Genomic DNA, 15,092 nt, shown 5'->3' on the forward strand with positions numbered 1-15,092 from the left:
GGCGGGCAACTCCGGACAGGCCCTGACGGCGTCGCGGGAACGGATCAGCCCGCCTCCGGGTGCGCCACCGCCGTCACCAGCACGCTTCCCGAGGCCCGCGCCACCACGAAAGCCTCCCCCTTCACCGCCTTCGCGTCCAGCGCCAGCCGGTGGCCGCCCGGTTCGAGGACGCCGTCGAAGACCTCGTGGACGTGGGTGCGGTGGAGCCGGTCGAGGCGGTACGCGGTGAGCCGGACCCGGCAGGCCGAGGTGACCTCGACGTCCGCGGCGGTGCGGGTCGCGGTCAGGCGGGTCAGGCGGCGCCGCTCGGCCGGTCCGCGGTCCAGGGCGTGTTCGACCTGCGCGACGAGCAGCGGGACGATCGGGGCGAGCCCGTCGACCTCGGCCACGTCCGCGCCGGCGTCCGCGAAGGCCCGGCGCACGGCGGCCCGCGCCTCCTCGGTGACCGCGCGTCCGAAGGCGACGGCACCGTAGGTGCGCAGCTCGTCGGCCGGGACGGCATCGGCGTCCCGGGTGATGTCGGCGCCGATGCCGATGGCGCGCAGCGCGGCGGCCGGCCTGGCCAGGAGGGCGGTGCGGGCGTCGATCAGCAGGACCCGGCGGCGGGACCGCGCGGGGCCGTCGAGCAGCGCGGCGAGGGCGGCGCGGTACCCGGCGCCCTCGAAGCGGTAGGGGCCGATGCCCTGGTAGGAGTTGCGTTCCAGGTCGGCGTGGTCGCCGGTCTGCCAGGCGAAGTCCCGCCAGACGAAGTCGTCGCCGTCCCGCAGGATGACGGCGGTCACCGCGCCGCAGCCCAGGTCCTCGCACTCGGGGCAGCCGTAGATCACGTAGCGGCCGCCGGGCAGCGGCGCCTCGGTCTCCAGGAGCAGGCCGCGCACGTGTGCGGCGAAGATCGCGGGCGGCACGTCGGAGGCGAGCGGGGAGACGGCGTCCAGGTCACAGAGCCGGAACAGCAGGGGCCGTCCGTCGACGACGAAGTCCACGAAGTCGCGGTGGACCTGGACGTCGCCGCCGGCGCGGACGGCGCCGGCGCGCGTCGCCGGGGCCAGACCGAAGGGCGTGTACTCGGCAGCCATGCCGTGAGTATTCCCGGGCCGGGGCCGTTCCGAGCCCGGCATCGGGCATTCCGCTACCGTCCCCGTGTGGAAACCGAACTGGATGACGAAGTCGTCGTGGTCGGCGGCGGGGTGACCGGGCTGACGACGGCCGTCGTGCTCGCCGAGCGCGGCAGGCGGGTGCGGCTGTGGACGCGGGACCCCGTCGAGCGGACCACCTCGGTGGTCGCGGGCGGGCTGTGGTGGCCGTACCGGATCGAACCGGTCGCGCTGGCGCAGGCGTGGGCGCTGCGCTCCCTGGACGTGTACGAGGAGCTGGCGGCGCGGCCCGCGGAGACCGGCGTACGCATGGTCGAGGGGGTGCTCGGCGAGACCCGCCCCGAGGAGGTGGGCGCGTGGGCGGCGGCCCGGCTGCCGGGGCTGCGCGCGGCGCGGGCCGAGGAGTACGCGGGGCCCGGTCTGTGGGCGCGGCTGCCGCTCATCGACATGTCGGCTCATCTGCCGTGGCTGCGGAAGCGGCTGGTGGCGGCGGGCGGCGTGGTGGAGAGGCGCCCGGTGGCCGCGCTGGCCGAGGCCGACGCGCCGGTCGTGGTGAACTGCACGGGCCTCGGCGCCCGGGAGCTGGTACCGGACCCGGCCGTGCGTCCGGTGCGCGGGCAACTGGTCGTCGTGGAGAACCCCGGCATCCGGAGCTGGCTGGTCTCGGCCGACGAGGACTCCGGGGAGACGACGTACTTCCTGCCGCAGCCCGGCCGGCTCCTGCTGGGCGGGACGGCCGAGGAGGACGCGTGGTCCACCGAGCCGGATCCGCGGGTGGCGGAGGCGATCGTTCGGCGGTGCGCGGCGCTGCGGCCCGAGATCGCCGGGGCCCGGGTGCTCGGGCACCTGGTGGGGCTGCGGCCGGCCCGGGACGCGGTGCGGCTGGAGCGCGAGACGCTGCCGGACGGGCGGCTGCTGGTGCACAACTACGGTCACGGCGGTGCCGGTGTGACGGTGGCCTGGGGCTGTGCGCAGGAGGCGGCCGGGCTGGCCACCCCCTGACACGGGCGGGGGCGGGCCCCGTGCGGGGCCCGCCCCCGGTCTCGGACCGTGTGCGTCGTACGTGGGTCAGTGGTGCTTGCCGATCGGGTCGCCCTCCACGTCGGTGCCGGGGCCCGGACCGATGCGGATCTCGAACTCGCCCTCGTACTGCTTGTGGCCCTCGATGACCGCCATCTCCACGGCCTCGGAGGCCATCTCGCCGCGCACGATGAGGGGGTCGCGGCGCAGGTCGCGCATGAGCGCGACGCACATGAAGATCATCACGATGACGAAGGGTGCCGCCGCGAGGATCGTGAGGTTCTGGAGACCGGTGAGCGCGTCTCCCTCGCCGCTGCCGACCAGGAGCATGATGGCGGCGACCGCACCGGTCACGACACCCCAGAACACGACCGCCCAGCGGCTGGGTTCGAGTGCGCCCTTCTGCGAGAGGGTGCCCATCACGATGGAGGCCGCGTCGGCGCCCGAGACGAAGAAGATGGCGACCAGGATCATCACCAGCAGGCTGGTGGCCGTGGCGATGGGGTACTCCTGGAGCACGGCGAAGAGCCTGCCCTCCGGGGTCGTCTCGTCACCGAGGCGGTTCTGCTCCTGGAGCCTCATCGCCGAGCCGCCGAAGATCGCGAACCAGATCAGGCTGACCGTGCTGGGGACGAGGATGACACCGCCGATGAACTGGCGGATGGTCCGGCCCCGGCTGATGCGGGCGATGAACATGCCGACGAAGGGCGTCCAGGAGATCCACCACGCCCAGTAGAAGACCGTCCAGCTGCCCAGCCAGTCCGCGACGCCCTCGCCACCGCTGATCTCGGTGCGGCCCGCCATCGCGGGCAGGTCGCCGAGGTAGCCGAAGACCGAGGTCGGCAGCAGGTCGAGGATGAGGATGGTCGGGCCCGCCACGAAGACGAACACGGCCAGCAGCAGTGCCAGCACCATGTTGGTGTTGGACAGCCACTGGATGCCCTTCTCGACGCCGGAGATGGCGGAGGCCACGAACGCCACCGTCAGCACCGCGATGATGCCGACCAGCAGTCCGGTGCTGACCTTGTCCATCCAGTCGAGTTGCTCGACGCCCGAGCCGATCTGGAGCGCGCCGAGGCCGAGCGAGGCCGCGGAGCCGAAGACCGTCGCGATGATGGCGAGGATGTCGATGACCCGGCCGCCCACACCGTTGGCGTGTTTCTCCCCGATGAGCGGCGTGAAGACGGCGCTTATGGTCTGCCGGCGGCGCCTGCGGAACGTGCTGTAGGCGATGCCGAGACCGACCACCGCGTAGATCGCCCACGGATGGAGCGTCCAGTGGAACAGGGTGGTGGCCATGGCCGTGGTCATGCGGTCGCCGGTGTCGGCGGGGTCGGTGCCGGGCGGGGCCGTGTCGAAGTGCGCCAGCGGCTCGCTCACGCCCCAGAACATCAGGCCGATGCCCATGCCCGCGCTGAACATCATGGCGATCCACGACACGGTCCGGAACTCGGGTTCCTCGCCCTCGGCTCCGAGGTGGATGCGGCCGTACCGGCTGGCCGCGAGCCAGAGGGCGAAGACGACGAATCCGGAGGCGGCCAGCACGAACGCCCAGCCGCCGTTGTGGATCAGACCGCTGAGCATGGTGCCGGAGGCGTCCTCCAGCGAATCGGTGCCGGCGGCGCCCCAGACGACGAAGGCCAGGGTCAGGGCCGCGGTGACACCGAAGACGACGCGGTCGGTCTTCGGCTTGCGCTCGTGCCCCGGCAGGCCCGCCTCGGACCCCGGTAGTGTCCCTCTTTCGTGCTGTTCCTTGTCACTTGGGTCCTGCGTCACAGACGGCACCTTTCAAGTCGGTGAGGCCGAGAATAGTCCTCCGCTACGCCCTTACCACGTGCGACGCGGACGTCACCTCCTCAGCAGCGGGCGTCGGGTTCACCCGCCGTCAGGTGGTACGCCGCCCGCTCGTCGAGGAGCAGCGGCACCAGGGCGCGCAGCGGCTGGCGCAGCGGTACGTAGGCGCCCTTCTCCCCGGTGGAACGCACTTGTACACCGTGCAGGGCCAGCTCGTCCCGAATGTCCTGGTACTGGGCAAGTGTCAGCCGGTAGCCGCAGGGCGGGTCCTGGATCACCTCGGCGGGTTCGGCCGGGTCGTTGTCCGCGCCGCCGACGTACACGGGCCCGGTGTCGGTGCGGCCGGTCCGGCGGGCGGCGTCGGTGGCCGCCTCGACCTGTCCGCGCCGCCGGTCCGCGAAGCGGAACATGCCGTCGAGCGCCGCGAGCTGGGAGTGCACCCGGCGCCGGTTGTTCAGGGCGGGGTCCGCCTGTTCGGCGTCGGTGAGCGCGTCCACGCGGCTCTCGATGAGCAGGCCGACCGAGTGCTTCACGCCGGACATGTTCCGCAGGATGCGTTCCTGGCCGTCGCCGGCGGTCTGCTTGACCGGGTCGCCGGTGACCGGGTCGGTCCAGATCCCGTAGGTGCCGGTCGAGTAGCCGGCTTCCCCGGCGGCGGGACGGACGTACGCCCCGGACAGGGTGCGGGCCTCGTCGTGGACCCGCGGGTGGGTGTTGAGGTTGCGGGGCCAGAGGTCGAAGAGGTCCTTGTCGTAGTACGGGGGTGTGGCGCCGTACTCGTGCAGGTCGTAGACGACGTCGGGGCGCCGGTCGCGGACGACGGCGGCCAGTGCGCGGGCCTCGGCGGTCCGCAGGGCGAGGTGGTCGCGGTTGATGTCGACGCCGTCGCCGTTGCCGCGGGTGTCGGCGGCCCGGCCGTCGGGGTTGGCGGTGGGCAGGACGAGCACGGTGGTGCGGTCCAGGAAGTGCCGGGTCCGGCGGTCGGTGGCGTACGCCAGGTCGCGCACCGTGGACAGGCACGCCTCGCGGCCGGAGGGCTCGTCGCCGTGCTGGCTGCACACGAGCAGCACCGTGTTCGGCGCGGCGGGCCTGCCGATGGTGACCAGGCGCAGCGGCCGGTCCTGCTTCGTGGTGCCGATGCGGTCGACGTCGACCCGGCCGCTGGCGCGGTCGGCGGCGGCCAGCAGCTCCCGCTCCTCCGCCTGGGTGGTCCAGCGGGCGCCGTTGCTCCGCTCGAAGCCGGTGCGGGGCGGGTGGTGCGCGGCGTCGGCCGAGTGCGCCGGTGCGGTGAGGAGGGACGCGGCGAGGGCCGCGGTGGTCACGGTGAGGGTGCGCAGCCGGTTCATCGGGCTCCCTTCGGGACGCGGTGGGTCGTGAGCGGTGGCGTGTTCACGCCGTCGAGGGGAGTGGGTGCCGCGGTGGCGCCGGCCGGGCCGGCACTCGCCCGGGCGAAGGCGTCCGGGCCGCCGACGAACGGTACGCGGGCCGACGTCCGGGAGAGGTCCAGGGTGAGGGTCGGCGTGTCGGCGGGCGGGTCGATGAGGCCCTTGTCGGTGCCCGCGACGATCAGGGCGAGACGGTGACCGGCCGGGACGACGTGGTCGGTGGCCGCCAGGTCGAGCGTCATGGTGTACGCCTTGCCCGGGGTGAGCGGGCGGCCGTGCCACGCGGAGGCGTGGTTGCCGAGGTCGGCCCAGCCGCGGCTGACGACGGTGTGCTCCACGTCGGTGGTCCTCGCGGCCGTCTCCAGGTAGCAGGAGCTGTCGCCCGCGGTCCGCGGTCCCCAGCAGGTGCGGTCGGTGAGGGTGGTGATGCCCTCGCCCTCGGTGGCGTAGTCGCGGATGGTGTCGGGACCGAGGTCGACGAGTACGGCGGACAGGTGGGCGGTCGGGGTGCTGGACCGTGCGGTGACGGTCACCTCGGAGGCGCCGGACAGGCGCAGGTCGCGGGTGAGCGGTCCGGTGACGAAGCCGGCCTTGGCCGGTGTGGACGCGTCGATGTGCGTGGCCCAGTCGGTCTCGCTCAGCGCGGGGTCGTCGGTGAAGGTCTCGGTGCCGCGGTCGCGGTGGAGGCCGAGGGTGCCGACGCCCGGTCGCGCGCCGTCGGCCGGGCGCAGGGTCGTGGTGGCCGTGGTGCGCGGCGGCCAGGTCCGCGACGTCTCCCACCGGTCGGGCCCGCGTTCGATGTCGGCCATGGGCTCGCGGTCGATGCCGTTGTCGTGGCCCAGCAGTTCGTGGTCGAACCAGCGGTGCAGGGTGTCGACCCAGTCGGCGCGGCGGAAGTCGAAGGGGTCGACGTGACCGGTCTGGGAGAGCCAGATCTTGCGGTCGACGCCGTGCTTCGCGAGGGCGTCCCACCACGGGCCGACGTGCTGCATGCGGACGTTGAGGTCCTGCATGCCGTGGACGAGGAAGACGCTGGCCTTCACCTTGCTCGCGGCCTTCACGTAGTCGCGCTCGGCCCACAGCCCGGTCAGGTCGCCGCTGCGCGGGGCGCCGTCGACGAGCCGCTGCTGGACGGCCTCGCAGCGGGCGCGGGCGTCGGGGCTGTTGACGTAGTCGGAGAGCCAGTCGGGACCGGAGTCGTAGAGCGGGGCGCCCTGGCTGAAGTAGTAGTCGTACCAGGAGGAGATGGCGGCGATCGGGACGATGGTCTCCAGGCCCTCGACGCCGGTGGCGGCCACGCCGTTGGCGATGGTGCCGTCCCAGCTCTTGCCGATCATGCCGGTCTTCCCGTTGGTCCACGTCGCCTCGGCGCGCTCGCCCCCGTCGCGGCTGGTGTACGCCTTCGCGCGGCCGTTCAGCCAGTCGACGACGGCCTTCGCGGACCGGATGTCGGAGCGTCCGCCGACGTCGACGCAGCCGTCGGAGCGGTTGGTGCCGGCCAGGTCGACGCCGACGAAGGCGTAGCCGCGGGGCACGAAGTAGTTGTCGTAGTACAGCGGCATCCCGACGACGTCGCCGTCCGCGTCGTACGTCTTCTTCTGGCTCTCGTTGCCGCGTCCGCAGCAGGAGTAGTACGGGCTGGCGTCCATGATGACGGGGATCTTCCGGCCCCGCTGGGCGGGTTCGCGCGGGCGGACGACGTCGACGGCGACGCGGTCGTCCTCGCCGTCGCCGTCCCCGTCGTACCCGGTGTCCACCCAGACGGCCTCGCGAACGGCGTTCGCGTAGGAGTAGACGGGTTCGCTCTGCCGCGGTGCGGGGTGCGCCGTCGCGGCGGGCGTGAGGAAGGCTGCCAGGAGTGCGGCCGTGGCCGCCGTCGCGAGCGTTCTCCAGATCGTGAAGCGCGTGCGTATCGGCATGCGCGGACGGTACATCGGTCAACTCCCGTGCAGAAGAGGGCAACGGGTGACTCATGTCGGCCGGATGGCGATCGTGTGACCGGGGTGGCCGTGGACATGACGGTGTCCACAGGGGCTGAATAGGCTGCGAACAGACCTCGTGCCCCTACGACTTGGAGCTTTCGTGCACCGCAGAATCATCGTGCCGGGCGCACTGGGCGCCGCCTCCCTCATGCTGGCGATCCCGGCGTCGGCGGCGGCCCCCTCCCCCGGCGCTCCGGGCATCGGCGACCCCTACTACCCGGCCTACGGCAACGGCGGATACGACGTCTCCCACTACGACCTGCGCCTGAAGTACCAGCCGGCCACCGACCGGCTGGAGGGGACGGCCACGATCCTGGCCCGCACCACCGAGGACCTGTCGCGGTTCAACCTGGACTTTTTGCTGGACGTCGGCGAGGTACGGGTGAACGGCGCGGAGGCGTCGTTCACGACCTCCGGCGAGCAGGAGCTGGAGATCACCCCGGCGAAGCCGCTGGCCAAGGGGACGGCCGTCACCGTGGTCGTCCGCTACAGCGGCGTGCCGTCCTCGAAGGAGGCGTTCGGCTTCACCAGCTGGCACCGCACCCCGGACGGCGGCGTCGCCGCGAACGAGCCCGAGGCCGCGGCCTGGTGGTTCCCCGGCAACGACCACCCGCGGGACAAGGCCACCTACGACGTGTCCGTGCAGGTGCCGGACGGCACCCAGGCGATCTCCAACGGGACGCTCCAGTCCACGAGTTCACGGATCGGCTGGACCCGCTGGAACTGGCGCTCCGACAAGCCGCAGGCCACGTATCTCGCCACGCTGGCGGTCGGGAGGTTCGACCTCACCACCGGGACCACCGAGAGCGGGATCCCGGTCGTCAACGCGTACAGCAAGGACCTGGGCGCCGACGACGGCGCGGCGCGGGCCAGTGTGGAGCGGACCGGGGAGATCGCGGACTGGCTGACCGGCTACTTCGGGCCGTACCCCTACAACGCGCTCGGCGGGTACGTGCCGAACACGGACACCGGGTACGCGCTGGAGACGCAGACCCGGCCGTTCTACAGCCCGCGGCAGTTCGCGAACGGGTCGAACGTCTCCGTGGTCGTGCACGAGCTGGCCCACCAGTGGTACGGCGACCTGGTCTCCGTGCGCGGCTGGAAGGACATCTGGATCAACGAGGGCTTCGCGCGGTACGCCCAGTGGCTGTGGTCCGAGCACGAGGGCGAGGGCACGGCGCAGGAACTGGCCGACTACACGTACGCCTCGCACCCGGCCGACGACCCGTTCTGGACGGTGCGGCCCGGTGATCCCGGTCCGGAGAACCAGTTCGACCTCGCCGTCTACGACCGGGGCGCGCTCGCCGTCCAGGCGCTGCGCAACGAGATCGGGGACGAGGACTTCTTCGCCGTGCTCAAGGGGTGGCCCGCGCGGTACGCCCACGGCAACGCGTCGGTCACCGACTTCCAGCGGTACGCCGAGGAGGTCTCCGGCAAGCCGCTGACCGCGCTGTTCGACACGTGGCTGTTCCAGCCGTCGAGGCCGGACGCCCCGGCGGCGCGCGCGGCGTCGCTCGCGCCGGCCTCGGACCCTCAGGCGCAGCCCCGGTCGTGGCGGAAGAGCGCCGCGACGAACGACGTGCACGGGCACTGACAGCCCGGGCACGGTCGGCGGGCGCGGTCCTCAGGCGGTGTCCCCGTGGTCGTAGACCGTCACCGGTATACCGCGCCGGGCCAGACGGCCGGTGACGAGCGGTTCGACCCGGGGCCACTTGCCGCCGGCCAGACCGCAGCCGATGCGCGGCATGTGCACGGACGCGTCCAGCTCGGCCGCCTTCTCGGCGAGGCGGCCGAGCGCCGTGTCGATCGCGTCGTAGCGCACGGGGACGCCCTTGCTGCCGGTCCAGGTGCCGCGCCGGCCGATCCCGGGGTCGTTGCAGACATGGGCGCCGCTCGGCTACTTCCTGAGCCCGCCCAGTTCCTGCTCGGCACTCGTCGCCGCCCGGCGCCGGACGCCGAACCAGCCCGCCACCAGCATCACCGCGATCACGGGCACGAGCAGCACGGTCTTGCGGCCGACCTCGTGGTCGTTCCACATCAGGACGATCACGGCGAGCAGGAAGGCGATCGTGACGATCTCGGTGACCGGGCTGCCCGGCAGGCGGAAGTGCGGTCGCTCGACCAGTCCCGCGCGCGCCCGGCGGACGAAGACGAGGTGGCAGATCATGATGATCACCCAGGTGCTGATGATGCCCAGCGAGGCGACGTTCAGCACGATCTCGAAGGCCTTGCTCGGCACCAGGAAGTTCAGGCCGACACCGAGGACGCAGACCGCGCAGGTCAGCAGGATGCCTCCGTAGGGCACCTGGCTGCGGCTCATCACGCCGGTGAACCTGGGCGCGGAGCCGGACATCGCCATGGAGCGCAGGATGCGGCCGGTGGAGTAGAGGCCGGAGTTCAGGGACGACATCGCCGCGGTGAGGACGACGAGGTTCATCACGTCGCCGGCGGCGGGGACGCCGATCTTCGACAGGACGGTGACGAAGGGGCTCTGGTCGCCCGAGTAGGCCGAGCTGGGGAGCAGCAGCGCCAGCAGGACGACCGAGCCGACGTAGAACAGGGCGACGCGCCACATGATCGAGTTCACCGCACGGGGGACGATCTTCTCCGGCTCCGCGGTCTCGCCGGCCGCGACGCCGACCAGTTCCAGGGCCGCGTAGGAGAAGATCACGCCCTGCATGACGAGGACCACGGGCATCACGCCGTGCGGGAGGATGCCGCCGTGGTCGGTGATCATGCTGACGCCCGGGGTCTGGCCGCCCACGTCGTGCTGGGTGGCCAGCAGGAAGATGCCGATCAGCATGAAGCCTATGAGGGTGGCGACCTTGACGATCGCGAACCAGAACTCCATCTCGCCGAAAATCCGGACCGAGATGAGGTTGACGGCCAGGACCACCGCGAGGGCGATCAGGGCGAGCACCCATTGCGGGATGCTCGTGAACATACTCCAGTAGTGCGTGTACAGCGCGATCGCGGTGATGTCGGCGATGCCGGTGGTCGACCAGTTCAGGAAGTACATCCAGCCGGCGACGTAGGCGCCCTTCTCACCGAGGAACTCACGCGCGTACGACACGAAGGACCCGGAGGAGGGCCGGTAGAGCACCAGCTCGCCGAGGGCCTTGACGACGAAGAAGGCGAAGACGCCCGCGACGAGGTAGGCGATCGCGAGCGCCGGGCCCGCGTCGCGCAGGCGGCCGCCGGCGCCGAGGAAGAGGCCGGTGCCGATCGCGCCGCCGATCGCGATCATGTTGACGTGGCGGGCCTTGAGGCCCTTGCTGTATCCGGCGTCGCCCGCGTCCGCGGGGAGGGGCCCGGCCGCCTGGGGATGGGCGGCGGCCTGTGCCGTGTCGACGGCGTCCTTGCTCACGGGTGGTTCCACTCTCTGGTGCGCTCGGGCGGGTTGCGCCCGAGTCGTCCGTACCTGTGTCTCGGGCCCGCACCACCCTTGACGCGGCACAGACCAAGTCGGCACCTTCCCACGACGCTGCGTGGACATGCGGTGGCTCATGTCACACAGCGTGACTTCTCACAAGATCCATCCGCGGCCTCCACCTGGTGCGCAAGAGGTTTCACAGCACTGGTGGGACAGCGATACTGCTGCACATGACGACGACCGACGCCGGGGAGCCGACCCTCACCATCGACGAGCTGGCCGCGCGGGCCGGCGTCACCGTGCGCACGGTCCGCTTCTACGGCACCAAGGGGCTGCTGCCGCCGCCGGTGATCGGGGCGCGCCGGGTGGGGCACTACGGCCGGGCGCACCTGGCCCGGCTGGCACTGATCGAGGAGTTGCAGCACCGGGGGATGACCCTGGCCGCGATCGAGCGGTACCTGGCGCAGCTGCCGCCCGACCTGAGCGAGCACGACCTGGCGCTGCACCGCGCGGTGGTGGCCTCCTGGGCGCCGGAGGCGGTGGAGAGCGTCACGCGCGGGGAACTGGACCGGCGCGCGGGCCGGCCGCTGACCGACGAGGAGGTGGACCGGCTGGCGGCGATGGACGTGGTCGTCCGGGACGCGGACGTCACGGAGGGCGACCTGTACCGGGTCGACACCGGGCTGCTCCGGCTCGGTGTCGAGCTGCTGGACGTGCCCTTCTCCCCGGAGACGGTGCTCGCGGCCCGCACCGCTCTCCTGGAGCACTCCCGCGCCGCCGCGCGCGACCTGTCGCGGCTGCTGCGCGACGCGGTGGCCGAAAGCGGGGCGCGGGACGTGCGGTCCCTGTCCGCGCACATGCACCCGCTGGTGGTGCAGGCGCTGCTGACCACCTTCCAGCGGTCGCTGCGGGAGGAGATCCGGGAGTGGATCGGCGGGGGCGGCGAGGACGAGCCCGCCGCCCCGGCCGAGGACAACCGCGCCGCCCCGGGCTGAGGCCGCTGCTCAGCGTCCGTCGGTGAAGACCTCCCCCTTGTCCGCCTTCTCCACCAGCAGCGCGGGCGGCGTGAAGCGCTCGCCGTAGCGGTCGGCCAGCTCACGCGCGCGTGCCACGAAGCCGGGCAGACCGCCCTCGTAACCGTTGATGTACTGCAGGACGCCGCCGGTCCAGCCGGGGAAGCCGATGCCGAGGATGGAGCCGATGTTGGCGTCGGCGACCGAGGTCAGGACGCCCTCCTCCAGGAGCCGGACCGTGTCGAGGGCCTCCGAGAAGAGCATCCGCTCCTGCATGTCCCGGAACGGGATCTCGTACCCGGGCTTGCTGAAGTGCTCCCGCAGGCCCGGCCACAGGGCCGCGCGCCTGCCGTCCTCGCCGTACTCGTAGAACCCGGCGCCGCCGCTGCGGCCGGGGCGCTCGAACTCGTCGACCATGCGGTCGATGACGGCATCGGCGGGGTGCGGGGTCCAGGTGCCGCCGGACTCCTCCACGGCCCGCCTGGTCTCCTTGCGGATCTTCCGCGGGAGGGTGAGCGTCAGCTCGTCCATCAGGGAGAGCACCTTGGCGGGATAGCCCGCCTGGGCCGCCGCCTGCTCGACGGAGGCGGGCTCGACGCCCTCGCCGACCATCGCCACGCCCTCGTTGATGAAGTGGCCGATGACCCGGGAGGTGAAGAAGCCGCGCGAGTCGTTGACGACGATCGGCGTCTTGTTGATCTGCCGGACCAGGTCGAAGGCGCGCGCGAGCGCCTCGTCGCCGGTCCGCTCGCCCTTGATGATCTCGACGAGCGGCATCTTGTCGACCGGCGAGAAGAAGTGCAGCCCGATGAAGTCGCCCTGGCGCTCGACGCCCTCCGCCAGCGCGGTGATGGGCAGCGTGGAGGTGTTGGAGCAGAGCAGGGCGTCGGGGGCGACGACGCCCTCGATCTCCTGGAACACCTTGTGCTTGAGCGAGGTGTCCTCGAAGACGGCCTCGATGACCGCGTCGCACCCGGCGAGGTCGGCGGCCTCGGCGGTCGGCGTGATGCGGGCGAGGAGCGCGTCGGCCTTCTCCTGGGTCGTGCGCCCCTTGGCGACGGCCTTGGCGCACAGCTTCTCGGAGTAGCCCTTGCCCTTGACGGCCGACTCCAGGGCGACGTCCTTGAGGACGACCTCGATGCCCGCGCGTGCGCACGAGTAGGCGATGCCGGCGCCCATCATGCCGGCGCCGAGGACGGCCACCTTGGTGACCTTCCGGGGCTCGATGCCCCGGGGGCGGTTGGCGCCGGAGTTGACGGCCTGGAGGTCGAAGAAGAACGCCTGGATCATGTTCTTCGAGGTCTGTCCGGCGGCCAGTTCGACGAAGTAGCGGGCCTCGATGACCTGCGCGGTCTCGAAGTCGACCTGGGAGCCCTCCACGGCGGCGGCCATGATGTTGCGGGGCGCCGGGTAGGGGGCGCCGGCCGTCTGCTTGCGCAGGTTGGCGGGGAAGGCGGGCAGGTTGGCCGCGAACTTCGGGTGCGACGGGGTGCCGCCGGGGATGCGGTAGCCGGGCTTGTCCCAGGGCTGGGCCGACTCCGGGTGGGCGTCGATGAAGGCGCGGGCCCTGGCGAGCATGTCGTCGCGGCTGTCGGCGACCTCGTCGACCAGGCCGTTCTCCTGGGCACGGCGCGGGTTGTACTGGGTGCCCTGGAGGAGCACTTTGAGCAGCGCGTCGGTGATGCCGAGCATGCGGACGGTGCGGACGACTCCGCCGCCGCCGGGGAGCAGGCCGAGGGTGACCTCGGGGCAGCCGATCTTGGAGCCGGGGGCGTCGAGGGCGACACGGTGGTGGCAGGCGAGGGCGATCTCGTAACCGCCGCCGAGGGCCGCGCCGTTCATGGCGGCGACGACGGGCTTGCCGAGGGTCTCGATGCGGCGCAGGTCGCGCTTGATGGCCATGCCGCCGTCGAAGAGGTCCTGGGCGGTCTCCGGGGTGACGCGGATCAGGTCGCGCAGGTCGCCGCCGGCGAAGAAGGTCTTCTTGGCCGAGGTGACGATGACGCCGCGGATCGAGTCCTTCTCGGCCTCCAGGCGGTCGGTGACCGCCGCGAGGGACCGGCGGAACGCCTGGTTCATGGTGTTGGCGGACTGGCCGGGGTCGTCGAGGACGAGGGTGACGACGCCGGTGTCGTCCTGTTCCCAGCGGATGGTGGTGGGCTCGGTGCTCATGAGGGTGTGCTCCAGGTGGTCCGTCGTATCCGTCGGGAGGGGGTCAGACGCGCTCGACGATGGTGGCGATGCCCATGCCGCCGCCCACGCACAGGGTGGCGAGGCCGTACCGCTTGTCCTGGCGCTCCAGTTCGTCCACGAGCGTGCCGAGGATCATCGCGCCGGTGGCGCCGAGGGGGTGGCCGAGCGCGATGGCCCCGCCGTTGACGTTGACCTTGTCGAGGGAGAGGCCCATGTCCTTGACGAAGCGCAGGACGACCGCGGCGAACGCCTCGTTGATCTCGACCAAGTCGATGTCGTCGATGGTGAGCCCGGCCTTGGCGAGCGCCTTGCGGGTGGCCGGGGCGGGGCCGGTGAGCATGATGGTGGGCTCGGAGCCGGACACGGCGGCCGAGACGATCCGGGCGCGCGGGCGCAGGCCGTAGCGGTCGCCGACCTCCCGGGAGCCGATGGCGACCAGGGAGGCGCCGTCCACGATGCCGGAGGAGTTGCCCGCGTGGTGGACGTGGTCGATCTTCTCGACCCAGTGGTACTTCTGCAGCGCGACGGCGTCGAAACCGCCGAGTTCGCCGATGTCGGCGAAGGACGGCTTGAGGCCCGCGAGGGAGTCGGCGGTGGTGCCGGGGCGCGGGTGCTCGTCGTGGTCGAGGACGGTGAGGCCGGCGCGGTCCCGCACGGGGACGACGGAGCGCTCGAAGCGGCCGTCCTTCCAGGCGGCGGCCGCGCGCTCCTGGGAGAGGGCCGCGTACTCGTCGACGTCGCGGCGGGTGAAGCCCTCGATGGTGGCGATCAGGTCGGCGCCGATGCCCTGGGGCACGAAGTTGGTGGCGAGGTTGGTCATCGGGTCGTTGAACCAGGCGCCGCCGTCCGAGGCCATCGGCACGCGGGACATGGACTCGACGCCGCCCGCGAGGACCAGGTCCTCCCAGCCGGAACGCACCTTGGCGGCGGCCAGGTTGACGGCCTCCAGGCCCGAGGCGCAGAAGCGGTTCTCCTGGACGCCGGCCACGGTGTCCGGCAGTCCCGCGGCGATGGCGGCGATGCGGGCGATGTCGGAGCCCTGGTCGCCGACGGGACCGACGACGCCGAGGACGACGTCGTCGACCGCGGCGGGGTCCAGGTCCGGGAAGCGGGCGCGGATCTCGTGGATGAGGCCGACGACCAGGTCGACGGGCTTCGTGCCGTGCAGGGCGCCGTTCGCCTTGCCGCGTCCGCGCGGGGTGCGGATCGCGTCGTACACGTACGCTTCGGTGGTCACT

10 protein-coding genes and 1 pseudogene are annotated in these 15,092 nt (G+C 72.2%); 3 read left to right on the plus strand and 8 right to left on the minus strand.

All coding sequences use genetic code 11. The features are described from left to right. Positions 1–44: 44 nt before the first annotated feature. Entirely contained in the window at positions 45–1,076 is a 1,032-nt protein-coding gene (locus ACFW01_RS03690; protein WP_234956947.1) for an oxidoreductase, read from the minus strand. Positions 1,077–1,142: 66 nt separating this feature from the next. Between ACFW01_RS03690 and ACFW01_RS03695 the strand changes: the two genes are divergently transcribed. Continuing rightward, entirely contained in the window at positions 1,143–2,096 is a 954-nt protein-coding gene (locus tag ACFW01_RS03695; RefSeq protein ID WP_234956946.1) for an FAD-dependent oxidoreductase, read from the plus strand. Between the two features lie 66 nt (positions 2,097–2,162). On the opposite strand, the gene ACFW01_RS03700 is transcribed toward ACFW01_RS03695, so the two are convergent. The 3 genes from ACFW01_RS03700 to ACFW01_RS03710 all read right to left on the minus strand — a co-directional run bounded on the left by ACFW01_RS03700 (position 2,163) and on the right by ACFW01_RS03710 (position 7,212). Further along, a complete protein-coding gene (locus tag ACFW01_RS03700; RefSeq protein ID WP_234956945.1) occupies positions 2,163–3,890 on the minus strand; it encodes a BCCT family transporter in 1,728 nt (575 codons plus the stop codon). Between the two features lie 80 nt (positions 3,891–3,970). Continuing rightward, positions 3,971–5,254, minus strand: coding sequence for a M14 family metallocarboxypeptidase (locus tag ACFW01_RS03705; RefSeq protein WP_384502288.1), 1,284 nt, complete (start codon positions 5,252–5,254; stop codon positions 3,971–3,973). Beyond that, positions 5,251–7,212, minus strand: coding sequence for a Xaa-Pro dipeptidyl-peptidase (locus tag ACFW01_RS03710; protein ID WP_384502289.1), 1,962 nt, complete (start codon positions 7,210–7,212; stop codon positions 5,251–5,253). The genes ACFW01_RS03705 and ACFW01_RS03710 overlap by 4 nt, the downstream gene beginning before the upstream one ends. A gap of 163 nt (positions 7,213–7,375) precedes the next feature. On the opposite strand from ACFW01_RS03710, the gene ACFW01_RS03715 reads away from it, so the two are divergent. Then, positions 7,376–8,869, plus strand: coding sequence for a M1 family metallopeptidase (locus ACFW01_RS03715; protein WP_384502290.1), 1,494 nt, complete (start codon positions 7,376–7,378; stop codon positions 8,867–8,869). A gap of 30 nt (positions 8,870–8,899) precedes the next feature. Here ACFW01_RS03715 and ACFW01_RS03720 read toward each other — a convergent pair. Together ACFW01_RS03720 and ACFW01_RS03725 are read right to left on the minus strand one after the other, a co-directional pair. Continuing rightward, positions 8,900–9,139, minus strand: a pseudogene (locus ACFW01_RS03720) (Appr-1-p processing protein); the annotation flags it as partial. A gap of 33 nt (positions 9,140–9,172) precedes the next feature. Then, positions 9,173–10,642 carry an amino acid permease gene (locus ACFW01_RS03725; protein ID WP_234956941.1) on the minus strand — a complete coding sequence of 490 codons (1,470 nt, stop codon included), beginning with the start codon at positions 10,640–10,642 and terminating at the stop codon, positions 9,173–9,175. A 236-nt stretch (positions 10,643–10,878) separates the two neighbouring features. On the opposite strand from ACFW01_RS03725, the gene ACFW01_RS03730 reads away from it, so the two are divergent. Continuing rightward, positions 10,879–11,643, plus strand: coding sequence for a MerR family transcriptional regulator (locus ACFW01_RS03730; protein WP_234956940.1), 765 nt, complete (start codon positions 10,879–10,881; stop codon positions 11,641–11,643). A 9-nt stretch (positions 11,644–11,652) separates the two neighbouring features. Here ACFW01_RS03730 and ACFW01_RS03735 read toward each other — a convergent pair whose 3' ends face one another. Continuing rightward, entirely contained in the window at positions 11,653–13,833 is a 2,181-nt protein-coding gene (locus tag ACFW01_RS03735) for a 3-hydroxyacyl-CoA dehydrogenase NAD-binding domain-containing protein (RefSeq protein WP_234956939.1), read from the minus strand. Positions 13,834–13,876: 43 nt separating this feature from the next. Next, positions 13,877–15,091, minus strand: a complete 1,215-nt coding sequence (locus tag ACFW01_RS03740) for an acetyl-CoA C-acetyltransferase (protein WP_234956938.1) — start codon at positions 15,089–15,091, stop codon at positions 13,877–13,879. Position 15,092 lies beyond the last annotated feature (1 nt).

The sequence above is a fragment of the Streptomyces sp. NPDC058985 genome, assembly GCF_042740985.1.
Classification (GTDB): Bacteria; Actinomycetota; Actinomycetes; order Streptomycetales; family Streptomycetaceae; genus Streptomyces.